Below are 20,432 nucleotides of genomic sequence, written 5' to 3'. Positions count from 1 at the left end.
TCAGGTCTAGCAAAAGAGTTAGGAATAGATAAAAGCGATATATCAGGATATTTAAAACAACTTGAAGAATTGAAATTTATTAAAATTTTTAATACAACCCCTCTTGTATTGCAGTTGTTAGAAGTTCCACAGGCACCCGTGTTTAACGATATTAAAGGGGTGTTGCTTTATGTTCATATGAACCCACAGCAATTTAATTTTCATAGAAATTTGAATAGAAAAACAGTATTCCTTGAAACTTTCAGGAAATATAACTCTCAAATTCTTGTTGAAAAAATGAAAAATGCAGAAGTTCCAGAAGATCACCCAAGCAATCCAACAACCGAAGAAATAGAAGACATTTTTGGTTTCAAACAATAATCCCCGAAAGGGGATTTTTTACGACCGCATATAAACAGAACAACAACAAGTCAACGGCTAGAAAAGCTCACCCTCCCCCTTTACCCCACCCACAGAGGGCTTGATTAGCAAGGGTTTAAGCTATGTCTTCCCACCCCCTCACCCCACCCCCTTAAATTCTCACCCCACCCCCAAGAGGGCTTGATTAACAAGGCTTCATGCTATGTCTTCCCACCCCTTTTTGTATGTTTGATAAAGAATGTTTGACAGATGCAGGATAAATACAATCATTCTTCCATTAAATACATATCAATCAATGAAGATATATTAAACACTATCAACCTAGAATTAAAATAATTTCCCTGCGACGAAAATTTTTCACAGTCCAAATACAAAAGCCACTCATTGAGTGGCTTTTTTGTTTTAGAAGGACCTGGGCGAGCCAGTCCAATTCACTACCGTGATCAAACTTCGGAAACTTACTTCCATTGATCGTCAATAATTTCTTCTTGTTTCGCTTCTGGCTGACAGTTTAATTCAACCAAGTCAATCATAGTAGCTTCAATCTCTTTTCCATAATTATTAGATAGTTGAAGTAATTTTTCATAAACCTCTTCCCCAAGCACCTTCTTTAAAATTGTAAGTTTCTGCTTCTTTTCTTTTTCAATAAAAGTATCAACAGCATTTCTTACCACCAAAGACATATTTGAACCATTGGGCTCTACATGTTCCTTGTTCAAATATTCAATTTGGTCAAACCTCAAAAATACTGAAATCTTTGTGTGCTCTTTTTCAAATTTACTCTTAACCTTGCTAATTTTTTCTTGTTCTAAATTTTCCATAAATTCTCCTTGTTATTAACTTATGGTAGCAACTCAAAATAAGTAGGCAAGAGGTCGAGGCTATCGAATCGGATTTAATCGGACTGGTCTTGTGTCTTCGACACCTTTCAAATTATCTAAAAAATCAATCGGATTAAATAAGACAAACAACATAAAGACAAATCAGATTAAATCATACGGGCTTTTTATCTTCGACTCTCAAAGAGGATTAAATCAGACCACCCTAAAAGCCTATCTTATCCAATCGGATTATCAACCACTTTTTTTAAATTAAATCCTCTTTGTTTTGTCTTCTCAAATCAGCTATCGACATTTTTAACGGCTATTTACAATCAAAAATAAAACCCTATGATTAAAACAAGGATAAAAATTTAATTCAAGCAAGGCTACTAGCTGATACGGGCTAAAATAATTTTCAATTATTTTTCCCTTTCAGTTAGACTTTTCTGGGGTTCCCCCAGTCCCCTTTTAAGGAATTAATAAAAAGAAGAAGAGATTAAATCGGAGGCAAATTATGGAAGATAAAAATAAGAACAAGGTTCAGCCAAAAATAAAGTCAGGTAGAACTAACGACGATCACACTTACAAAAGAACTTACAGTTTAGATATTAAATTAAGCCCATACGAGAAGGAACTAATTGAAAATAAATATGATCAAGCAGGCTTCAATTCAATGTCTTCTTATGTCAGACATTGTATTTTTGACGGGACAGAAGAAAGAATTGATAATTTTTTGAGTGAACGATTTAACTTCAAAATCTTACAGCAACCATTTTTGACCGAGCTAAATCGAATCGGCACCAATGCCAACCAGTTAGCCAGAAAGATCAATTCAAATAAATTTATCACCAAAGAAGACAAAGTTTTTCTCAACAATCAACTTGATCTATTTATTGGCGACATGAAGGCAATTAAAGATTTGATTGAATCACAAACTGAAAGTCATAAAAAATAAGAAGGTATTTTTATGGCTGTAATGAGTTTCAACAAATCTTCTAAATCAATAATGAGTGCTGTAAATTATTTTGAGTCTGATAAAGATCACACCAACACCATTAGAAAATTTAAGCCTATCCCAGTTTTTGGGGATAGAGATCGCATTGAGAAACTTGAAAAGTTAGCCAGAGAATCAGGCATTGAAAACACACACACTTCTTTAACAATTTCTTTTCGTGATAATGAATTCTCTGAATTTAAAAATTCAGATGGTTCCTATGATCAAGAAAAATTAATCCCAGCAATGAAAGAAATTATTAAAGATTTTCGTGAAACTTGGTTTCCTGGAATGAAGAACGATGAAAATTTTGCCGACTTCTGGAATATTCACACTGACAAAGGAAACATTGAATTAAATTGTGCTTTCTTAAAAATGGAATTAACCACAGGGAAGGCATTCAATCCGTTTCCACCAGGTGAGCTTAACAAGGATATGAGGGATTGCTATGTTGATCTCCTCAATGACAAATTTGGATTTGATAGAGTGATAAGAAATCCATTTTCAATTTCTCATAATGATATGGAATTGAAAGACATACAAAATCCAAGCGAAACAGCCAAAAGATTTAAAGAGGTTGTTAAGCCAAAAAAGAATGAAATCCAAAAATTTCTAACCAGTCAAATTCTTGACCATAAAATTAATTCAAGAGAAGAATTGATTGAAACTTTACAGCAACATGGTGAAGTCAAATTTCTGGACAAAGAAGAAGATAAAACAAGATATAACTATATTTCATTTATCCCAGAAGGATCAGAAAAAGCTATTCGTCTTGATGGTCCTATGTTTAAGAAAAATGTAGATTTTAATGAATTAAGAACCGAGTACAAAAACAATGTAGCAATGGAGAAAAATGATTCATTGAAGCAGTTATCAAATGAAGAAAGAACTTCAAAAGTTGAGAAGTTGAACAAGCACAAAGAAATTCAGAAGGGTTTTACTGAAAAATTAAAAGGTTCAGGTGTAAAAAAAATCAAGAAGAACACTGGTAGAAAATATTTACCCAAGAGTAAGCAGTCCAAGATTGTAAAAAATATCAAGAATAAAAATTCTAATGATAGTCAAGTTAAGCAACAACCCAAACAACCACAATCAGCAGAAGAACAACCTGACTATGTAAAAATTAACACAGAGAAAAGAATCAAAGAAGAAAAGGTTTCTTTAAAAACTGATGAAGCTCAGGTCAAACAGGATAATAAAGATCAGGTTAAAAGCAAACCTACTGATCCTATAATAATTAAAAACAGCGACAACAAAGAATCCAAGTCGGAAAGCTCCAAACCTTCAATATCTGCTTTTAGCCAAGTAGCTACAAACTCAAATGCTTCATTGTTGACGGTTCAGATCAATCAAGTCTTATTTTCAAAATTAAGTCTTGAATTACAAATCGGCAGTTTGAGCATTTACAAAGAATCCGATATTAAGAAAATTTTTGAACTTAAACAAAAAATTGCTGAACTAGAACAGCAGATCGCTACCTTAAAAGCGAAACAAGAACAAGCAATTGAAGCAGAGCTTATAAACCAAAATGCCAACAGGTTTAAAAATAGCAATAGCTCTATGAAATTGAGAGTTTGATTCCTACTTCATTTCTATGAATGGATCATTCACAGAAATAAAGCAGGCCCATTTAAAACCACCCATAGAAACGATTTAAACGGTCATAGAGCCGTTTTCCCCGTAGGGTGAGGGTCTATCTATGGACCAGCTCGTCTGGGTCCTTCTAACTCGTGAGGTCCTTGGGGACCGGCACCAGCCAAGGGGACATGCACAGTGAAAAAATTCACCAATTGAAAAGCCAATAAAAAAGAGCCAATAAAATTGGCTCCTTATAGATCAAAGACTTAGCTTTGTTTTGTTGCGATAAAACTACATAACTAGTCTTATAGACACCAAAAACAGCCACCGCCAAGCACCGCAATTTCATTGCTAACATTATTCATGAAAACCTCTTGTTCATTTCAAACTACGAATCCAGCGTGCAAGCGTCAAAGCATCTTCCTCGCTGATTTGAGGTTGGGCAGGCATGGGAATGACACCCCACCGGCCACGCCCCCCTGTGCGAATGGCCTGCGCCAAATACGTAACAATCTCATCACTGGCGTCTTTATAGCGCTCGGCAATAGCCTTGAAATGCGGCCCCACCCTTGGCTTGTCAATTTGGTGACACCCCAGACATACTTTGTCCCGGGCCAGCTTTACCGCTTCCTCTTGCGAGGAAGCATAAACGGCCGGTGCCATGCAAAGCATCAATAACAAACCCAATTTACCAACCGAACGCAACATATCCAACCCAAGCATGATTAATATTTAAACGATTCAATGACTCCGCACTGAAACTTCCCGAATATTAGCGACTACACTTTATACTTCTTTACCTGCGATAATACTATTGTATCCAGAAAATTACCTGGACCAATTATTTATCACCCACACACAACAGAACCGAACACATGATCCCCTTTCCTGAAATCAATCCTGTTGCCATAGAAATTGGCCCATTAAAAGTACATTGGTACGGACTGATGTACCTGCTTGCCTTTGCCCTAGTATGGATACTGGGCAGATACCGCATTAAAAAAGGCATGATCGACCTGACCCAACAACGGTTTGAGGACCTGATTTTTTACGGTGTATTGGGCGTCATTGCCGGCGGCCGGCTTGGCTACATCCTGTTTTACCAACCTTCCTTCTACCTGTCACATCCACTGGAAATCTTCTCGGTCTGGGACGGTGGCATGTCTTTTCATGGGGGACTTATTGGCGTCTTGCTAGCCATGTATCTGTTCGGACGCAAAGAAGGCAAAACCTTTTTCGAAGTCGCCGATTTCATTGCCCCGTTGGTACCGCTCGGACTGGCCTGCGGACGCTTGGGCAACTTCATCAACGGCGAACTCTGGGGACGTCCTGCCGATGTTCCCTGGGCCATGATTTTTCCGGGTGCCGGCAATATTCCGCGCCACCCCTCACAACTTTACCAAATGCTGCTTGAAGGTATCCTGCTGTTTATCATACTGTGGTTTTTTTCAAGCAAGAAAAGGCCTGTCGGGCAAGTCAGTGCGGTTTTCCTGATGGGCTATGGCGTATTCCGCTTCATCGCCGAGTACACCCGTGAACCGGACAGTTATCTGGGCATACTGGCGCTAGGTTTTAGCATGGGGCAGTGGCTGTCGATTCCCATGATCTTGGCCGGCATCTGGCTGTATGCAAACAGCACCAGAAAGCCAGTTAATTCATAAGCACCCAACATAAGTACCCAGTCAACAAAAAAGCGGATCTTTTTCAAGATCCGCTTTTTACATTAAATGCCCCGCATGTACCGTCTAGGCCGGCACCTCGAACCCTAAAGTTCAAGATTGGTCACCATCAATAAAGCTTCGGGTTCGTCTGACAAGAGACGCTCACACCTACTTCATAATCCGATAACCTGATGCCATAAGCATAGGTAAGAGATGATAAGCCAAGTCACGAATACCGCAGGGACAACCTTTCGTGTAAATTTATAATACACTAAAACCTGTTTTACAGCCTGATTTTTACAAGCTTTTTAACTCATTAATTCCGTCATCAAGCAAAGCATTGAGTTCATCAATTTTTTTCTTGAAGTCACCGTATTGTACACCAGCAAATGGCCCATCAACAGCCCTGACAGACAAAAGATCGGAGGCCATTTGTATGCACGCCATAATCGCTATGCGCTCATTGCTGACCGAAGCATTACCCGACCCTTTGATCTTGAGCATGAGTTGGTCAGCATGCTTGACGGCTTCGACCAACTTCTGCCTTTCTTCAGAAGCACAAGCAAGGGAAAGCTCACGTCCCAAAATTGATACGTTAATCCGTTCCATTATTTAGCTCCTTCAGCAACACTACCGGGCAAATTGGCCAGCACGTGCTCTACACGGTCGCGTGCTTTTAGGGCCGCTTCGCGAAAAGCTGCCAACTCACTTTGTGCCTTGGCCAAATCCGCCTGTAAAAGGGCAATTTCCCGTTGCGCGATTTCGAGCTCTGATTTTAACTGGACATTATCATGCTGCGCCTTGGCCCGGATTTCGCCGACTTCCTGCTCATGATTATCCAGACGCTGAATGATACTCTTGAACTCGTCTTCACGGGCCTGGAATTGATCGCGAAATGAATCACGGGCTTTTTCAGCCAATGACAAACGCGTTGACATGGACTCGCGCTCTGCCATTAAACGGCGTGATAATTGAACCACTTGCCCGACACGAGCAGCAACTTGATCTAAGTCTTGCAACATAGTGATATCGTATTCAATACAAAAGGCGCATTTACAGGTAAACGCACTGAATTAAAAATAAGGTGATCTTGATTTTACCCCGTAATCAAAACCACAAACCGGTTTTTTTAATATTAAGGTATATTAATCTTTCAAGACCCTTTTTTCATTTTGACATCAATAGGATTGCAATGCCATCAATTACCGAAAAATCTTACGAAACAAGCCCTTCCCTCAATGTGGCATTTATAGGTTTGGGCGTTATGGGTTTTCCAATGGCTGGCCACCTGGCCAAAGCCGGGTACAAGGTATGCGTATACAACCGCACCACTGCCAAAGCCGAAAGCTGGGCCGCTGAATTTGGCGGATCGTGGGCCCCCACCCCCGCCCAGGCAAGCAAAGAGGCAGATATTGTTTTTTGTTGCGTAGGTAATGATGATGACCTGCGCAGCGTTGTCCTTGGTGAAAATGGCGCTTTCAATGGCATGAAACCGGGTGCTGTTTTTGTTGATCACACTACCGCTTCCGCCAATGTAGCCCGCGAACTGTACCGGCTGGCCAAAGAAAAACAACTTGAATTTATTGATGCCCCGGTCTCTGGCGGTCAAGCGGGCGCAGTCAATGGCGTACTAACCGTAATGTGTGGTGGCGAACCGTCAGTTTTCAACAAAATCCAGGCTGCTGCAAAACCCTATTCACGTGCCATTACCCTTTTGGGCGAGCCTGGCGCCGGCCAATTGGCCAAAATGGTCAACCAGATCTGCATTGCCGGCCTGGTTCAGGGCCTTGCAGAAGCCATTGCCTTCGGAGAACGGGCAGGTCTTGACATGCATGCCGTACTGGATGTCATTGGCAAAGGCGCCGCCCAAAGCTGGCAAATGGATAACCGGGGCAAAACCATGATTGAAAACAAATTTGATTTTGGCTTTGCCGTTGACTGGATGCGCAAAGACCTGGGACTGGTGCTGGATGAAGCCAACCGTAATGGCGCACTGCTACCGGTAACCGCACTGGTAGACCAGTTTTATGCCGAAGTCCAGCAAAAAGGCGGCAAGCGCTGGGATACCTCCAGCCTTATTGCGCGCCTGAAACCATAGCCGGTATTGATTTTTTCAATAAAACGGCCGTGCCATCCAAAAATGACACGACCGTTTTTATCATTTAATCAAGCCGCAACCGCTTGATTAATAAGAAATGAACTCATCACCGTTGGTCTGGTTGTACTCAACCAGTTCCTGTGTTACCGCTTCACGGGTTTTCGTGCTGTTGACCACAACCGCTGGGGATGAAGACTCTTTAGTCATGCGTTGCTCGACTTTTTGTCCAACATCAATACTGGCAGCATTAGGTACAAACGGGTAATCGGAGTCGCTAAGGTCTGCGGCATGTGCTGCACCTGCAGCGATAGTGGTTGCAATAAATACAGCTTTAACGATGTTTTTCATCATAAACTCCAAAATATTAATAACATTCAATAAAAATCAAGTTTCATTCCGACTTTCTAAATCTCGGGGAAAGTTGATTTGATGGGTTCATTATGAAGCGTCTAATATGATAGAAAAATAGCGATTGTTGCAAATATATTTCCATTAATGGAAATATAATTAGATATTTACCGTTGAATCAATAATATTTATGATTATTTTAGGCATAATCAATTACAAACAAACTGGAGAACCATGATGAAAGTGCTTGTATGTGGTGCAAAAGGTTTTATTGGCAGAAACATTTCCCGGGCGCTGGAGCTGGCGGGCCATGAAGTGATTGCCGGTGTCTCGCCAAAACATGCAGATGCCCTGCCAAACAGCGTAGTTGTTGACTATGCCCAAGACACCACCCCTCAGGCCTGGCTGCCTCGACTTGAACACATAGATGCTGTCGTCAATGCAGTCGGCGTGCTGCGTACATCGCGCGCACGCCCTATTGAAGCCGTACATCAACATACCCCGATTGCCTTGTGGAATGCCTGCGCGCAAGCCAATGTCAAAAAAGTCATACAAATTTCAGCACTGGGAACTGAAACCAGTGACACACTGTACGCCAGCACCAAGCGCGCAGCAGACCATCACCTTATGACACTGGCAGACGCTGGCAAAATAAGCTACACCATAATGCGTCCCAGCGTGGTTTTTGGCAAAGGTGGCGCCAGCAGCGCACTATTCATGAATTTGGCCAAACTTCCTTTTCTGATCTTGCCCAAACCCGTGTTACGCGCACGGGTGCAGCCGGTTTCAGTACTTAATCTGGCAGAAGCCGTGACAGCTTTGCTGGGCCCTTCCTTTGTCCAGCAGGGAATTATCAGCTGCACCGGTGCAGAACCGGTACTTATGAGTGATTTTATTGCCAGCCTGCGACAGCAATGTGGCCAGCACCCGGCCAGAATCCTTCCTTTGCCTGACAGCCTAAGCAAACTGAGTGCCCGCCTGGGGGATCTGGTTCCGGGCGTACCTTGGTGCACCGAAACCATGACGATGCTGGCAACCAATAACGAAGACAGTTGTGCCGACTTTGAGACCCTGATTGGACACTCACCCGTGCATTATAGCGAATTGGTTGAAAAGGCCTGGAATACGCAAAGCGCATGAAGAACAGGTAGCTGGAAACAGCTACTTTATATTTTGAAATTATGCAGTGATATAAGGGTAAGTATTACAGAAATTGCTTATTTTGTTTTTTATTATAAAGCAATTAATGGTGCCCAGGAGAAGACTCGAACTTCCACAGGATTGCTCCCGCTAGGACCTGAACCTAGTGCGTCTACCAATTCCGCCACCTGGGCACTTACATGCGCTTAACTTTTAGAGCGTTTCGCGATGAAGATGAAATTATAATCTCATCATAAAAAAAAACAAGCCTTATTACTGACTTTTTTGTATTTTTTTTATTTATGTTGTTTTCCATGCCATAAAACAACAATTTCACCTGCCACCATAAAAAAAAATAGCCGATGCTATCTGAACAGCAGCGGCCATTTTTTGATGAACCAATGACAAGCTACTCGACCCCCAAAGGGATTTTTGCCTGCTCCGTTTTTTGGATATTGGCGGCATCTGTTTTTCTACCTCGCCCCCCCTGGGACTTACGCCCATAAAACTGACGAGGCCTTGAAACGCGGGCTTCAGACGGATGACGAAAAATAATTTTCGACAATTCATTGAGTGCCTGCATATATACTTCACGTTTGAATTCTATTACCGCATCAAGGGGAACCCAATACCGGCTCCAGCGCCAGGCATCAAATTCCGGATGATTGGTTGCCCGCAAACTGACATCAGAATCTTTACCGACCAAACGTAATAAAAACCAAATTTGCTTTTGCCCCTTATAATATCCTCGCGACTCTCGTCGCACAAAATTATCCGGTACGTTGTACCGTAACCAATTACGTGTTCGTCCCAATATTCGTACATGCTCTGGTTTCAGACCAACTTCTTCATGAAGTTCACGGAACATGGCCTGCACAGGGCTTTCACCATGATTAATGCCACCTTGCGGAAACTGCCATGAATGCTCTCGAATTCTTTTACCCCAGAACACCTCATTCTTCTGATTAACAAGGATAATACCAACATTAGGACGGTAGCCTTCGCGATCTAGCATGCGGCCACCCCCATTTTCAAATACAATTTAGTTGATTATACGTATCTATTGAGTCTGTAACCATGTTAGCCTCCAAATTTCACTTAAATACCTTAAAAGAAGCACCCGCAGAAGCGGAAATTGCCAGTCATCAACTAATGACCCGGGCAGGCATGATTAGAAAACACGCTGGTGGCATTTATACCTATATGCCATTAGGCCTGAAAATCATGCGTAAAGTAGAAGCTATTGTTCGGGAAGAAATGAACAAAGCCGGCGCCATCGAACTGCTGATGCCCGTTGTACAGCCGGCAGAATTATGGGTTGAGTCCGGCCGCTGGGAAGAATACGGCCCCGAACTGCTGCGCATCAAGGATCGCCACCAGCGCGACTTCGTATTGCAGCCCACCTCTGAAGAGGTGATTACGGATATTGCCCGTAACGAAATTCAAAGTTACCGGCAACTGCCCGTTAATTTTTATCATATCCAAACCAAATTCCGTGATGAACGCCGCCCCCGCTTCGGCCTGATGCGCGGCAGAGAGTTCACCATGAAAGACGCTTACTCATTCGATCGCGATGAGGCAGGTGCGCTGGCCAGTTATGACATCATGTATAACGCCTATATGCGCATCTTCAAGCGCCTTGGCCTGACATTCAGGGCCGTAGCCGCCGATACCGGCTCCATAGGCGGCTCACGCAGCCATGAATTCCAGGTAATTGCCGATACCGGCGAAGACCTGATTGTTTACAACCCCGACTCTGATTATGCAGCCAATATTGAGCTGGCTGAAGCGCCCTGCCTGCTTGCAAAGCGTGCCGAGCCAACCCAGCCGCTACAAGAGGTTGAAACCCCGAATGCCAACAAATGCGAACTGGTTGCCCAGCAACTGGGCGTTAGCCTGGAGAAAACCGTTAAATCGGTGGTCTTTGTAACCACGCCCGAAGAGGGGCCTGCCAAGGTATGGCTGCTGATGGTCCGTGGCGACCACGAGGTCAATGAAATCAAAGTAGGCAAGCTGCCAGCCTTTAAAGAGGGTTTCCGCCTGGCTACCGAAGAAGAAATTCTTGAATACTTTGGCTCTGAACCCGGCTATCTTGGCCCGCTCAACACTGTCAAACCTGTCAATATCATTGTTGACACGACAGTTGCCAATATGTCAGATTTTATTTGCGGCGCCAATAAAGCCCCCTTTCACATTACTGGCATCAACTGGGGCCGTGACTTGCCCGAACCCGAAGTGGCCGACTTGCGTAATGTCGTTGCAGGAGACCCTGCGATTGGCGAACCCGGCACCCTGGCAATCCAGCGAGGCATCGAAGTTGGCCATGTATTTTTCCTGGGTGACAAATACTCGTCCGAACTGAAAGCAACCTTCCTGAACGAAAACGGCAAGCCTGAAACCTTGCAAATGGGCTGCTATGGCATTGGCATAAGCCGCATTACAGCCGCCGCCATAGAGCAAAACCACGATGACAAGGGTATTATCTGGCCGATTGCCATGGCTCCCTTTGAGGTTGTCATCTGTCCCGTGGGCTGGGGTAAAAGCGAAACAATTCGCAAGGAAGCCACAGCACTTTACGAAACACTGAAACAAAACAATATAGACGTTATACTTGACGATCGCGATGTGCGTCCAGGCGTCATGTTTTCGGAGTGGGAACTGATTGGCGTACCAATCAGGGTAACCATTGGCGATCGTGGGCTCAAGGATGGCATTGTCGAAGTCCAGGAACGCAGCAAAGCGGAAGCGGTCAAGGTTCCAGTTGCAGACGTAAACACTTACGTTTTGTCCTTGCATAAAAACCTTAAAAATACGCTATAATTCACTGATTTATCAGGGCTTTAAATGTCTGACACACAAGACAAGCAATTTACACTCCCCATCCGGGTCTACTACGAAGACACGGATGCGGGCGGTGTTGTTTTTTACGCCAATTATTTAAAATTCTTCGAGCGGGCCCGCACCGAATGGCTACGCCAGCTTGGTGTTAACCAGTCAGCGCTGGCCAGCAGCGAGAACCGCATTTTTGTGGTTGTCAATACCCAACTGAACTACAAAAAACCCGCCCGGCTTGACGATATGATTCTTATCAAAAGCAAGATCACCCAAGTCGGTGATGCCTCTGCCACCTTCGAGCAACGAGCCGAGCGGGACTCCCAATTGCTTGTTGAAAGCACCATTAAAGTATGTTGCGTCAACAATCAAACTTTCCGGCCAGCGGCCATACCTCCAGCAGTCAGAACCTTATTAATTTCCGTGCAGGACTAATACTTTATTATGCAACCCGTTCAAGATGAGATGTCAATTTTCTCGCTGATAGTCAATGCGAGCGTTCCAGTACAAATCGTTATGCTTATCCTGCTGTCCATTTCGGTACTCTCCTGGACTGTCATCATAAGCAAAAGGCTCGCCCTTAAGCGTACGCAGACACAAACCCGCGAGTTTGAAAATGCCTTCTGGAAAGGGGGAGACCTGTCTTCTTTACACCAGTCCATCACTCGCAACACCGAAGAACATGGCGCACTGGCCCGCATCTTCGAAGCAGGCATGAGCGAATTCATGAAAGCACGCCGCACTGGCAACACCGATATCAATGCCCTGATGGACGGCCCCAACCGCGCCATGCGAGCGACCTACCAACGTGAGCTGGACCTGCTTGATTCCCGCCTGAATTTCCTGGCATCTGCCGGCTCGGTCAGCCCTTACATTGGCCTGTTAGGTACGGTTTGGGGCATCATGCACTCTTTCATTGGCCTTTCAACTGCCCAGCAAGCCACCCTGTCCGCTGTTGCCCCTGGTATTGCCGAAGCATTGATCGCCACGGCCATTGGTCTGTTTGCCGCTATTCCTGCGGTTATTGCCTATAACTATTTTTCAAATGACATCGACAAACTCGCCAGCCGTTTTGACAGCTTCATTGATGAGTTTCTGAATATTTTGCAACGTCAGGTACGCTAATCATGTCATCCAGAAGAAGTAGCAATCGACGCGGCCGTCGAATGAAAAATGAAATGAACGTGGTGCCGTATATCGACGTCATGCTGGTATTGCTGGTTATCTTCATGGTAACCGCCCCCATGATCACACCAGGCCTGATCAACCTGCCCTCGGTTGGGCAGGCAGCAACCGTTCCGTCAACACCGGTTGAAATCGAACTTGCCGAAAACGGTGATGTTTCAATTCGCCTGCGCGAAGCCGGCAATACCTTCCAAAAAATTGAGAAAGACAACTTGCTTTCCGAGGTACAGGCATTGGCTCAAGCTGAAACACCCGTCATTATTGCCGCAGACGGAAAAGTTCCGTATGAAGAGGTCGTCAAGGTCATGGATACCCTGCGTAGCAATGGCCTGACCCGCCTTGGTCTGTTGGTGAACCAAAACGGCGAAAGCTCCTCAAACTAAGATTGCCAGAATAACACGACCATTTTTCATGAAACACACTGAAAATCCTAACGAGTTCTATGAGCAAGCCGATGATCGAAAAGGACTCATCGGTGCCCTGGCGCTTCATAGCCTGTTAGTGATCGCGCTCATTATCAGTCTGCTGGCTTCCCCCGAGGCCCCTACCGGCCCCATTCAGCTGGAATTATGGACAGAAGGCACAGAACAGGTACTCAAGGCACCGGCACAAACCCAATCCCCCGACCCGGCAGAAGAAGACACCGCGACCGACGAGAATGCTGAACCCCCCGCTGAAGAACCTGAAACCCAGGAACCCCAGGACGAACCCGAAGCGGCGGCAGCGCCTGAACCCCCGCCTGCACCACAACAGTCAGCCGCCAACGCCCAGCAACAAGAAGACCCTGAAATTGCCATAGAGAAAAAACGCCAGCAAGCACAGGAAGAACAACGACAAAAAGCACTGGCCGATGCCAAGGCTGCCAAAGAGGCACGCGAGAAAGCGCTAGCTGAAACACGCGCCCTTGAAGCGGAACGCGTGAAAGCGCTGGCCGAAGCAAAGGCAGCCAAACAAGAGGCAGAACGCAAGGCAAAGGCGCTGGCAGAAGCCAAGGCCAAGGAAGAAGCACAGGCAAAAGCCCTGGCCGAGGCCAAGGCCAAGAAAGAGGCTGAGAAAAAAGCCAAGGCCGTAGCTGAAGCCAAAGCCAAGGAAGAGGCCGAGAAAAAAGCCAAGGCCCTGGCCGAGGCCAAAGCCAAACAGGAAAAGGAAAAAGCCCTTGCCAAGGCAAAAGCCGATGCAAAAAAAGCGGCACAAGCCAAACTGAAGGCGGAATCACAAGGTGAAGCCCTGCGTGCCGCCATGCGTGGTGACATTGCCAGTGCTGCAGGCATCAAGGGTGGCGCAAGCAACCGAAACCAGATTGGCGGTGGTGGCGGCAATTCCGCCTACGCCAGGCAAGTCCAGCAATGTGTGCAGCCCCGACTGCGCTTTAACGGCAATACCAGGTTAGAGTTAACCTATCGTGTTGATTTTGATGCATCATTCCAGCCAAAATCAGCCAAAATAACGAGACGCTCTGGCAATCCGGCGTTTGATGCTGCTGTACAAAAAGCCCTGATGGCCTGCAATCCGTTTCCCAAGCCACCCTCAGGAAATACATTTGTAACTGGTCCTTATACCTATTCACCACGATAACTAACCCTTACCCCTATTTTGTCTGACTAAGGAGATGTGCTATGACTGCAACCCTTGATAATCGCAATATGCGCAATACCGGCCAAGGCCGGCTCGCATTCATGCACCGTTTTTTTCTATTCCTCGCTTTTGTATTTTTCCTGCAACTGGGCAATTTTGCCCAAGCCCAGGTTCAGGTTGCCCTGCAAGGTTCAGGTAATGCCAATAAGTTTCCTGTCGTCATTGCCGACTTTGCCGGACCCAATGGCAAAGAAATTGCTGACATCATCAGTGCCGACCTGATCCGCTCAGGTCAATTCGAAGTTACCCGTACCCAGGCCCTTACCATTGACTCAAACGGGACACCCAACTGGGAAGCCATTGCAACTCTGGGCGCAACAACGGTTGCCTATGGCTCGATCAATGGCGCAACAGCCAATTTCCAGCTGACAGACACCACTTTGAAAGCACCCTTGGACGCCAAAAATATTACAGAACCCCAAATGCGTCGCCTGGCGCATAAAATTGCCGATGCGATCTATGAAAAAATGACGGGTGTTCGTGGTATTTTTGCAACAAGACTCGCCTATGCAACCGGCAATCAATTGGTAGTCGCCGATGCTGACGGTGAAAACAGAAAAGTCGTCGTCAACTCACCGAGCTCCATCATTTCTCCCGCCTGGTCTCCCGATGGTTCAAGGTTGGCTTATGTAAGCTTTGAAACCGGCAAACCCGTTGTTTATGTGCAAAACCTGGCTACCGGTTCACGCCAGGTCGTGGCCAATTTCAAAGGCAATAACAGTGCCCCGGCATGGTCTCCCGATGGCAGCCATCTTGCCGTGGCACTAAGCATGAATGCGCTTTCAAACATCTACCAAATCAGTGCCTCAGGTGGCTCCAATGCCCGTAAAATCACCGATTCTGCTGAAATCGACACCGAGCCGTTTTATTTCCCGAATGGCAGTGGCATCATCTTTACCAGTGACCGTGGAGGCAGCGCACAAATTTACCGTACAGGTCTTGGGGGTGGTGGCGCCAGTCGAATTACCTTCAACGGCTCTCAAAACGTCTCTGGAAAAATTTCACCTGAGGGCACAAAACTGGTATATTCTAGTCTTAGAGGAGGCTCATACTCCATCGCCATCCAAAGCCTTGGAAGTGGTTCGGATAAACTCCTGACTTCCGGCCCAAATGATCTTTCTCCAAGTTTTGCACCAAACGGGATGCAAATACTTTATGTTTCAAGCGGAGGCTTAAGCATTGTTAACACTGACGGCTCTTTCCAAGCAAGTATCCCATCAGTCGGAAACGTATCAAGCGCTGCTTGGGGCCCGTTTACTGATTAATTGTGTATATTTATAAAGGAAATACTATGAGTTCTCGCATCGCGAAAACTTTGGCAATCGCAGCCATCGCAGCTTCACTGGCAGCATGTAGCTCAACGCCATTGGACGGCAGTGCAGGTGCAGGCGATTCTGCATCAGGCGCAACAATGGATCCATTCAACCCTAACAGCCCGTTAGCTCAACAGCGCTCTGTTTATTTCGCGTTTGACAGCTACGCTGTAGAACCGCAATACCAACCTTTAATTCAAATGCACGCTCAGTATTTAGCAGCCAACGCACAACAGCGCGTTCGTATTGAAGGCAATACCGATGCACGTGGCAGTGCCGAATATAACTTGGCCCTGGGTCAGCGTCGTTCGGTTGCTGTTGGCAATCAACTGGTACAACAAGGTGTAAACGGTAACCAGATCGAAGCGGTCAGCTTTGGTAAAGAGCGTCCTAAAGCAACAGGCAACACCGAAGAAGCCTATGCAGAAAACCGTCGTGCAGACATTAACTACCTCCGTTAATCTCACATTCAGGTAATTTGCATTGCTACGCGCCGCACGGTATGGCTGTGCGGCGTTGCTGTTTTACTGGAGTAAACATGATCATTAAGAACAAACACACACCTTTACTGCTTGCTACCGCTCTTTTTTGTAGCATCTTGAACACCAATGCATATGCATTTGAAGATGAAGATGCCCGTCGTGCCATTCTTGATCTGCGTGCCCAGCTAAGACAAAGCGCACAGGCAAGGCTTGAACTTTCCAACCAAATCCAAAGTCTTCAAACCCAGGTTAGCCAACTGCGCGGAGAAATAGAAAGACTCAGCAGCGCAGACATGCTTTCCCGCCAATCTGCTCGCTCGGAAGCCGGCTATGACCCTACCCCTCAAGTGGGTGACCCTAACGAACAGAGAACCTACGATGAAGCCCTGGACCTGTTCAGGCAGGGAAACTACGCTCAATCCAGCGCAGCGCTGGGTAATTTTGCCGCTGCCTATCCAAATAGCCCATTAACGCCAAGCGCCCGATTTTACGAAGGCAGCAGCCTTTACGCCAGCAAAGATTTCAAGGGCGCGATCCAAAGACTGCAATCCATGGTTGCAGCTTATCCGTCTGACCCAAAGGCCGGAGATGCCTTATTGGTTATTGCCGGCAGCCAGGTTGAGCTAAATAACATCGCCGGCGCCAAAAACACACTGCAAAGCATTATTAATCAATACCCCGATACGCCAGCTGCCGATACGGCCAAACAACGACTGGAACTGTTCAGGTAATTTTTTTGCTTTAAGAAATACAGGCATCATTCCATCACACGCTACCCAGTGTGATCATGATGCCTTTACTTTTATACCCAACTTTTACGCGCACTGCCATGACCCCGTCTTTCCCCATAAAAACACTCCAGACCGAAAACGGCTGTTTTCACTATCAGGATGAGGGCACAGGCCAACCGCTATTGTTAATTCATGGCTCGTTATGTGACTTGCGCTACTGGCACAGCCAATTACCAGCGCTTGCCAAACATTTCCGGGTAATTGTCCCCAGCCTGCCGCACTATTGGCCCCTGGAAAACTGGCAAACCGGGTTTTCGGTTTACCAGCATGCCCACGACATGCTGCATTTGCTAAATGCCTTGAATATAGAGTCCGCCCATGTGCTGGGACACTCCAGAGGTGGTTCAATTGCACTGCAAATGGCGCTCGAACATGGCAATAAAGTCCGTTCACTTATCCTGGCCGACCCCGGTATCCGAACCCGTCAGCAAGAAAGCCAGGCCAACTTCAAGCATGAAGCGCTGTTGGCCATACAGGGAGGTAACATCGACGAAGGCCTGGCCCTGTTTATTGATGCCGTCAGCGGTGCAAACACCTGGAAACGCATGGTCAGATGGTTCAGGCAAATGGTGCGGGACAATGCCCAAACACTGGTGTTGCAGCAAAGCGAACCCGCTTTTTATTTTGATGAAACGCTTTTTTCAGGCCTGACCCTGCCCGTTACCTTATTGGGTGGATCAGACAGTCCGCAGCCGTTTCCCGATATCATTGCGCGCCTTGAAGGCATTCTTCCCCAAGCCCGCAGCCATATCATGTCACCGGCCTCCCACGGCATGAACCTGGCGCTCCCCCATGAATTCAACCAGATCATTATTGATCATTTAAACAATTTTGAATGCTAAGCCCTAAAGGTTGCCACCCATTCATTTGCCCCCATAAGTACAGATAAAACCAATACTTAACTGTCAAATGACCTGGCATTGATCGGTTTCAGTTCACAAGTAACCGGGAGCTTGTCGCCGGTCCCCAGAATAAAAACGGCTTGTATTTTATCGCCTGCCTTCAAACCTGAAACCGGCTTTTCAAGCATGGCATGAAAACCGCCTGGCTCGAAATGCAAAGTTTCTCCCGCCTTGACGATAACCTCTGGCACCATTTCCATCCCCGACTGACCATCCCGCGTATACGAACGGTGTAGCATGACTTCCTCAAAAGCATCCGTTTCAATCGCCTTGAGCACTGCTATTTGCGATGCATCATTGTTCTTGAGATTAAAAAAACCACCAGAAGGCGTACCTGATGGCATCAGTCGTATCCAGCATTGGTCGATGGCGACATTACGGGTACCCTTTTCACTGCTTACCTGGGTGCTCACGGCATGACCGTGAGCATGGCCATGACCATGCTGAGCGTATGCTCCCGACATCAGCACAGCCGACAAACCCAAAGACACTACAATCAATGATTTTTTCATAATCCGCCTTCATCAAATCAATTGGCCCAGGACCTAAAAAGAAATAACACGCATTATCCTGTTGCAAGCATACTAGCACGCCTGAATTCAAATGTAATTGATCTGCGTTACCACTCGAATCGGGGCAAACCGTTTTCTACCAGGAACAATAAAAAAAGACATGGCCCGTTAAATGGAACCATGTCTTTTTCATGCTTGAACCTTAAGCCTGGCAAGCAGGCTTAAGCAACAACCCCAACTTACATATGACCGGTTTTTTCATAGCGATCGTGCCAGCTTAAGGCCTCTGGCAGGATATGTGGCGTATGCACCGGGCGCCCGGAGTTATTGGCGCGATCAAAATAATCCAGCAAAGCTGCCTTGTAATCCGGGTGTGCGCAGTTTTCTATGATGCGAATCGCACGCTGGCGAGGAGACAGGCCCCGCAAATCAGCAAGTCCCTGCTCAGTAACGATAATCTGTACGTCATGCTCGGTATGGTCAACGTGGGAAACCATGGGCACAATGGCGGAAATGGCACCGTCTTTAGCGGTAGAAGGCGTCACAAAGAATGACATGTAACCATTGCGTGCAAAGTCTCCGGAACCGCCAATGCCGTTCATGATGCTGCTGCCCATGATATGCGTCGAATTCACATTACCATAAATATCGGCTTCAATCATGCCGTTAATGGCGATAATGCCAAGACGGCGAACGATTTCAGGGTGATTGCTGATTTCCTGGGTACGCAAAATAATGCGTTCACGGTAAAAATCAATATTATCGTTCAGCTCCTTGAGCCCGTCGGGACTTAATGACAGGGATGTTGCAGACGCACTGGTCAGTTTGCCGGATTTGATCATGTCCAGCATGCCATCCTGAATCACTTCGGTGTATGACTTCAGGTTTTCAAACTCACCTTCGTTAAGGCCAGACATTACCGCATTGGCGATATTACCTACCCCCGATTGCAAGGGCAGCAGGTTTTTAGGCAAACGGCCCTCAGCCACTTCCTTCCTGAAGAAATCCAGAATATGCTGGGCAATACGTTTTGAAGTTTCATCGGGCTCGGTAAATTTGTTGACCCGGTCTATTTCGTTGGTTTCAACCACTGCAATGATCTTGTCTAGCGGACAACGCAGATAGGGCTCGCCAATACGTTGGTCGGGCTCGGTCATCATGATGGGCTTGCGGTTGGGTGGCAAGGCCGTACCGTAGTAAATATCGTGCATGCCCTCCAGCTTTTCGCTCAGGCGATGATTGACTTCAATAATGACCTTGTCTGCCTGGTCAATCCAGGTTTTATTGTTGCCCACAGAAGCTGCAGGAATCAAACGGCCATCCTCCAGGATACCGGCAACTTCAATAACTGCCACATCCAATTTCCCAAAAAAACCAAACCAGGCAAACTGGGCCACATGCGACAGGTGAATATCCATGTAGTTCATTTTGCCTGAGTTGATTTTCTGGCGACAGACCGGATCGGACTGATACGGCAGGCGCATTTCAATGCCATCCACCTCGGCCAGGACACCGTCAAGTTCCGGGGCAGTTGAAGCGCCTGTCCAGACACTGATACGAAACGGCTTACCCTGATCATGAACCGATTTGATATGCTTGGCCAACGCCACCGGAATGGCCTTGGGATAGCCGGCACCGGTGAAACCACTCATCCCTACATTGACGCCGGACGGAATTAATTTAGCTGCCTCATCCGCACTCATCACACGGCTTTGCAATGCAGCACATTTTATTCTTGAATTAATTGACATAATTTTACTTATAAAAAAAACGCAATACT

23 protein-coding genes, 1 tRNA gene and 1 other RNA gene are annotated in these 20,432 nt (G+C 46.1%); 15 read left to right on the top strand and 10 right to left on the bottom strand.

What is annotated here, in order from left to right; all coding sequences use genetic code 11:
• Nucleotides 1–360: hypothetical protein (locus ACM5Q9_RS11080; RefSeq protein ID WP_418144800.1), on the top strand; the 360-nt coding region annotated here is incomplete at its 5' end.
• Nucleotides 361–818: 458 nt separating this feature from the next.
• On the opposite strand, the gene ACM5Q9_RS11075 is transcribed toward ACM5Q9_RS11080, so the two are convergent.
• Nucleotides 819–1,181, bottom strand: a complete 363-nt coding sequence (locus ACM5Q9_RS11075; protein WP_418144799.1) for a hypothetical protein — start codon at nucleotides 1,179–1,181, stop codon at nucleotides 819–821.
• 514 nt (nucleotides 1,182–1,695) lie between these two features.
• Here ACM5Q9_RS11075 and ACM5Q9_RS11070 point away from each other — a divergent pair.
• Both ACM5Q9_RS11070 and ACM5Q9_RS11065 read left to right on the top strand, forming a co-directional pair.
• Nucleotides 1,696–2,136: a plasmid mobilization protein gene (locus tag ACM5Q9_RS11070; RefSeq protein WP_418144798.1), complete on the top strand. Its 441-nt coding sequence runs from the start codon at nucleotides 1,696–1,698 to the stop codon at nucleotides 2,134–2,136.
• A gap of 12 nt (nucleotides 2,137–2,148) precedes the next feature.
• A complete protein-coding gene (locus tag ACM5Q9_RS11065; protein ID WP_418144797.1) occupies nucleotides 2,149–3,753 on the top strand; it encodes a hypothetical protein in 1,605 nt (534 codons plus the stop codon).
• 378 nt (nucleotides 3,754–4,131) lie between these two features.
• Here ACM5Q9_RS11065 and ACM5Q9_RS11060 read toward each other — a convergent pair whose 3' ends face one another.
• Nucleotides 4,132–4,476, bottom strand: coding sequence for a c-type cytochrome (locus tag ACM5Q9_RS11060; protein ID WP_418144796.1), 345 nt, complete (start codon nucleotides 4,474–4,476; stop codon nucleotides 4,132–4,134).
• Nucleotides 4,477–4,628: 152 nt separating this feature from the next.
• Between ACM5Q9_RS11060 and lgt the strand changes: the two genes are divergently transcribed.
• On the top strand, nucleotides 4,629–5,414 hold the full coding sequence (gene lgt, locus ACM5Q9_RS11055; protein ID WP_418144795.1) for a prolipoprotein diacylglyceryl transferase: 786 nt from the start codon (nucleotides 4,629–4,631) through the stop codon (nucleotides 5,412–5,414).
• A 64-nt stretch (nucleotides 5,415–5,478) separates the two neighbouring features.
• Here lgt and ssrS read toward each other — a convergent pair.
• The 3 genes from ssrS to ACM5Q9_RS11040 form a co-directional block, all read right to left on the bottom strand.
• Nucleotides 5,479–5,661, bottom strand: a non-coding RNA gene (ssrS, locus tag ACM5Q9_RS11050) — 6S RNA.
• A gap of 50 nt (nucleotides 5,662–5,711) precedes the next feature.
• Complete coding sequence (locus ACM5Q9_RS11045) at nucleotides 5,712–6,023, bottom strand: cell division protein ZapA (RefSeq protein ID WP_418144794.1); 312 nt, start codon at nucleotides 6,021–6,023, stop codon at nucleotides 5,712–5,714.
• Complete coding sequence (locus tag ACM5Q9_RS11040) at nucleotides 6,023–6,436, bottom strand: hypothetical protein (RefSeq protein WP_418144793.1); 414 nt, start codon at nucleotides 6,434–6,436, stop codon at nucleotides 6,023–6,025. The genes ACM5Q9_RS11045 and ACM5Q9_RS11040 overlap by 1 nt, the downstream gene beginning before the upstream one ends.
• A 170-nt stretch (nucleotides 6,437–6,606) precedes the next feature.
• Here ACM5Q9_RS11040 and ACM5Q9_RS11035 point away from each other — a divergent pair, with 170 nt between their 5' ends.
• Nucleotides 6,607–7,512 carry an NAD(P)-dependent oxidoreductase gene (locus ACM5Q9_RS11035; protein WP_418144792.1) on the top strand — a complete coding sequence of 302 codons (906 nt, stop codon included), beginning with the start codon at nucleotides 6,607–6,609 and terminating at the stop codon, nucleotides 7,510–7,512.
• Between the two features lie 87 nt (nucleotides 7,513–7,599).
• On the opposite strand, the gene ACM5Q9_RS11030 is transcribed toward ACM5Q9_RS11035, so the two are convergent.
• Nucleotides 7,600–7,860: a hypothetical protein gene (locus ACM5Q9_RS11030; RefSeq protein WP_418144791.1), complete on the bottom strand. Its 261-nt coding sequence runs from the start codon at nucleotides 7,858–7,860 to the stop codon at nucleotides 7,600–7,602.
• A 234-nt stretch (nucleotides 7,861–8,094) separates the two neighbouring features.
• Between ACM5Q9_RS11030 and ACM5Q9_RS11025 the strand changes: the two genes are divergently transcribed.
• Nucleotides 8,095–9,000, top strand: coding sequence for an NAD-dependent epimerase/dehydratase family protein (locus ACM5Q9_RS11025; protein ID WP_418144790.1), 906 nt, complete (start codon nucleotides 8,095–8,097; stop codon nucleotides 8,998–9,000).
• Between the two features lie 107 nt (nucleotides 9,001–9,107).
• Here ACM5Q9_RS11025 and ACM5Q9_RS11020 read toward each other — a convergent pair.
• Together ACM5Q9_RS11020 and ACM5Q9_RS11015 are read right to left on the bottom strand one after the other, a co-directional pair.
• A tRNA-Leu gene (locus ACM5Q9_RS11020) sits at nucleotides 9,108–9,194 on the bottom strand.
• Nucleotides 9,195–9,409: 215 nt separating this feature from the next.
• Entirely contained in the window at nucleotides 9,410–10,015 is a 606-nt protein-coding gene (locus tag ACM5Q9_RS11015; protein ID WP_418144789.1) for an RNA pyrophosphohydrolase, read from the bottom strand.
• Between the two features lie 62 nt (nucleotides 10,016–10,077).
• Here ACM5Q9_RS11015 and ACM5Q9_RS11010 point away from each other — a divergent pair, with 62 nt between their 5' ends.
• The 9 genes from ACM5Q9_RS11010 (at nucleotide 10,078) to ACM5Q9_RS10970 (ending at nucleotide 18,080) form a co-directional block, all read left to right on the top strand.
• Complete coding sequence (locus ACM5Q9_RS11010; protein ID WP_418144788.1) at nucleotides 10,078–11,820, top strand: proline--tRNA ligase; 1,743 nt, start codon at nucleotides 10,078–10,080, stop codon at nucleotides 11,818–11,820.
• Between the two features lie 24 nt (nucleotides 11,821–11,844).
• A complete protein-coding gene (gene ybgC, locus ACM5Q9_RS11005; protein WP_418144787.1) occupies nucleotides 11,845–12,267 on the top strand; it encodes a tol-pal system-associated acyl-CoA thioesterase in 423 nt (140 codons plus the stop codon).
• A gap of 9 nt (nucleotides 12,268–12,276) precedes the next feature.
• Nucleotides 12,277–12,957, top strand: coding sequence for a protein TolQ (gene tolQ / locus ACM5Q9_RS11000; protein WP_418144786.1), 681 nt, complete (start codon nucleotides 12,277–12,279; stop codon nucleotides 12,955–12,957).
• A gap of 2 nt (nucleotides 12,958–12,959) precedes the next feature.
• On the top strand, nucleotides 12,960–13,400 hold the full coding sequence (locus ACM5Q9_RS10995) for an ExbD/TolR family protein (protein ID WP_418144785.1): 441 nt from the start codon (nucleotides 12,960–12,962) through the stop codon (nucleotides 13,398–13,400).
• 28 nt (nucleotides 13,401–13,428) lie between these two features.
• Complete coding sequence (tolA, locus tag ACM5Q9_RS10990; protein ID WP_418144784.1) at nucleotides 13,429–14,592, top strand: cell envelope integrity protein TolA; 1,164 nt, start codon at nucleotides 13,429–13,431, stop codon at nucleotides 14,590–14,592.
• 41 nt (nucleotides 14,593–14,633) lie between these two features.
• On the top strand, nucleotides 14,634–15,917 hold the full coding sequence (tolB, locus tag ACM5Q9_RS10985; protein WP_418144783.1) for a Tol-Pal system beta propeller repeat protein TolB: 1,284 nt from the start codon (nucleotides 14,634–14,636) through the stop codon (nucleotides 15,915–15,917).
• A gap of 26 nt (nucleotides 15,918–15,943) precedes the next feature.
• Nucleotides 15,944–16,426 carry a peptidoglycan-associated lipoprotein Pal gene (gene pal / locus ACM5Q9_RS10980; protein ID WP_418144782.1) on the top strand — a complete coding sequence of 161 codons (483 nt, stop codon included), beginning with the start codon at nucleotides 15,944–15,946 and terminating at the stop codon, nucleotides 16,424–16,426.
• Nucleotides 16,427–16,503: 77 nt separating this feature from the next.
• Entirely contained in the window at nucleotides 16,504–17,178 is a 675-nt protein-coding gene (gene ybgF / locus ACM5Q9_RS10975; protein WP_418144781.1) for a tol-pal system protein YbgF, read from the top strand.
• A gap of 56 nt (nucleotides 17,179–17,234) precedes the next feature.
• Nucleotides 17,235–18,080, top strand: a complete 846-nt coding sequence (locus tag ACM5Q9_RS10970; RefSeq protein ID WP_418144780.1) for an alpha/beta fold hydrolase — start codon at nucleotides 17,235–17,237, stop codon at nucleotides 18,078–18,080.
• Between the two features lie 56 nt (nucleotides 18,081–18,136).
• Here the strand turns inward: ACM5Q9_RS10970 and ACM5Q9_RS10965 are convergent, their stop codons facing one another.
• Nucleotides 18,137–18,652, bottom strand: coding sequence for a copper chaperone PCu(A)C (locus ACM5Q9_RS10965; protein ID WP_418144779.1), 516 nt, complete (start codon nucleotides 18,650–18,652; stop codon nucleotides 18,137–18,139).
• Nucleotides 18,653–18,891: 239 nt separating this feature from the next.
• Complete coding sequence (locus ACM5Q9_RS10960) at nucleotides 18,892–20,403, bottom strand: acetyl-CoA hydrolase/transferase family protein (protein ID WP_418144778.1); 1,512 nt, start codon at nucleotides 20,401–20,403, stop codon at nucleotides 18,892–18,894.
• Nucleotides 20,404–20,432 lie beyond the last annotated feature (29 nt).

This window comes from Advenella sp. RU8, assembly GCF_048381675.1.
Taxonomy (GTDB): domain Bacteria; phylum Pseudomonadota; class Gammaproteobacteria; order Burkholderiales; family Burkholderiaceae_B; genus Advenella.
The sequence above is the reverse complement of the archived record's forward strand: the minus strand, read 5'-3'. Positions and strand labels throughout refer to the sequence as shown.

Excerpts from the sequence above, each read along its gene's own strand:
- ACM5Q9_RS11075 (WP_418144799.1), bottom strand. The coding sequence starts at position 1,181 with ATGGAAAATTTAGAACAAGAAAAAATTAGCAAGGTTAAGAGTAAATTT.
- ACM5Q9_RS11070 (WP_418144798.1), top strand. The coding sequence starts at position 1,696 with ATGGAAGATAAAAATAAGAACAAGGTTCAGCCAAAAATAAAGTCAGGT.
- ACM5Q9_RS11065 (WP_418144797.1), top strand. The coding sequence starts at position 2,149 with ATGGCTGTAATGAGTTTCAACAAATCTTCTAAATCAATAATGAGTGCT.
- ACM5Q9_RS11060 (WP_418144796.1), bottom strand. The coding sequence starts at position 4,476 with ATGCTTGGGTTGGATATGTTGCGTTCGGTTGGTAAATTGGGTTTGTTA.
- lgt (WP_418144795.1), top strand. The coding sequence starts at position 4,629 with ATGATCCCCTTTCCTGAAATCAATCCTGTTGCCATAGAAATTGGCCCA.
- ACM5Q9_RS11045 (WP_418144794.1), bottom strand. The coding sequence starts at position 6,023 with ATGGAACGGATTAACGTATCAATTTTGGGACGTGAGCTTTCCCTTGCT.
- ACM5Q9_RS11040 (WP_418144793.1), bottom strand. The coding sequence starts at position 6,436 with ATGTTGCAAGACTTAGATCAAGTTGCTGCTCGTGTCGGGCAAGTGGTT.
- ACM5Q9_RS11035 (WP_418144792.1), top strand. The coding sequence starts at position 6,607 with ATGCCATCAATTACCGAAAAATCTTACGAAACAAGCCCTTCCCTCAAT.
- ACM5Q9_RS11030 (WP_418144791.1), bottom strand. The coding sequence starts at position 7,860 with ATGAAAAACATCGTTAAAGCTGTATTTATTGCAACCACTATCGCTGCA.
- ACM5Q9_RS11025 (WP_418144790.1), top strand. The coding sequence starts at position 8,095 with ATGATGAAAGTGCTTGTATGTGGTGCAAAAGGTTTTATTGGCAGAAAC.
- ACM5Q9_RS11015 (WP_418144789.1), bottom strand. The coding sequence starts at position 10,015 with ATGCTAGATCGCGAAGGCTACCGTCCTAATGTTGGTATTATCCTTGTT.
- ACM5Q9_RS11010 (WP_418144788.1), top strand. The coding sequence starts at position 10,078 with ATGTTAGCCTCCAAATTTCACTTAAATACCTTAAAAGAAGCACCCGCA.
- ybgC (WP_418144787.1), top strand. The coding sequence starts at position 11,845 with ATGTCTGACACACAAGACAAGCAATTTACACTCCCCATCCGGGTCTAC.
- tolQ (WP_418144786.1), top strand. The coding sequence starts at position 12,277 with ATGCAACCCGTTCAAGATGAGATGTCAATTTTCTCGCTGATAGTCAAT.
- ACM5Q9_RS10995 (WP_418144785.1), top strand. The coding sequence starts at position 12,960 with ATGTCATCCAGAAGAAGTAGCAATCGACGCGGCCGTCGAATGAAAAAT.
- tolA (WP_418144784.1), top strand. The coding sequence starts at position 13,429 with ATGAAACACACTGAAAATCCTAACGAGTTCTATGAGCAAGCCGATGAT.
- tolB (WP_418144783.1), top strand. The coding sequence starts at position 14,634 with ATGACTGCAACCCTTGATAATCGCAATATGCGCAATACCGGCCAAGGC.
- pal (WP_418144782.1), top strand. The coding sequence starts at position 15,944 with ATGAGTTCTCGCATCGCGAAAACTTTGGCAATCGCAGCCATCGCAGCT.
- ybgF (WP_418144781.1), top strand. The coding sequence starts at position 16,504 with ATGATCATTAAGAACAAACACACACCTTTACTGCTTGCTACCGCTCTT.
- ACM5Q9_RS10970 (WP_418144780.1), top strand. The coding sequence starts at position 17,235 with ATGATGCCTTTACTTTTATACCCAACTTTTACGCGCACTGCCATGACC.
- ACM5Q9_RS10965 (WP_418144779.1), bottom strand. The coding sequence starts at position 18,652 with ATGAAAAAATCATTGATTGTAGTGTCTTTGGGTTTGTCGGCTGTGCTG.
- ACM5Q9_RS10960 (WP_418144778.1), bottom strand. The coding sequence starts at position 20,403 with ATGTCAATTAATTCAAGAATAAAATGTGCTGCATTGCAAAGCCGTGTG.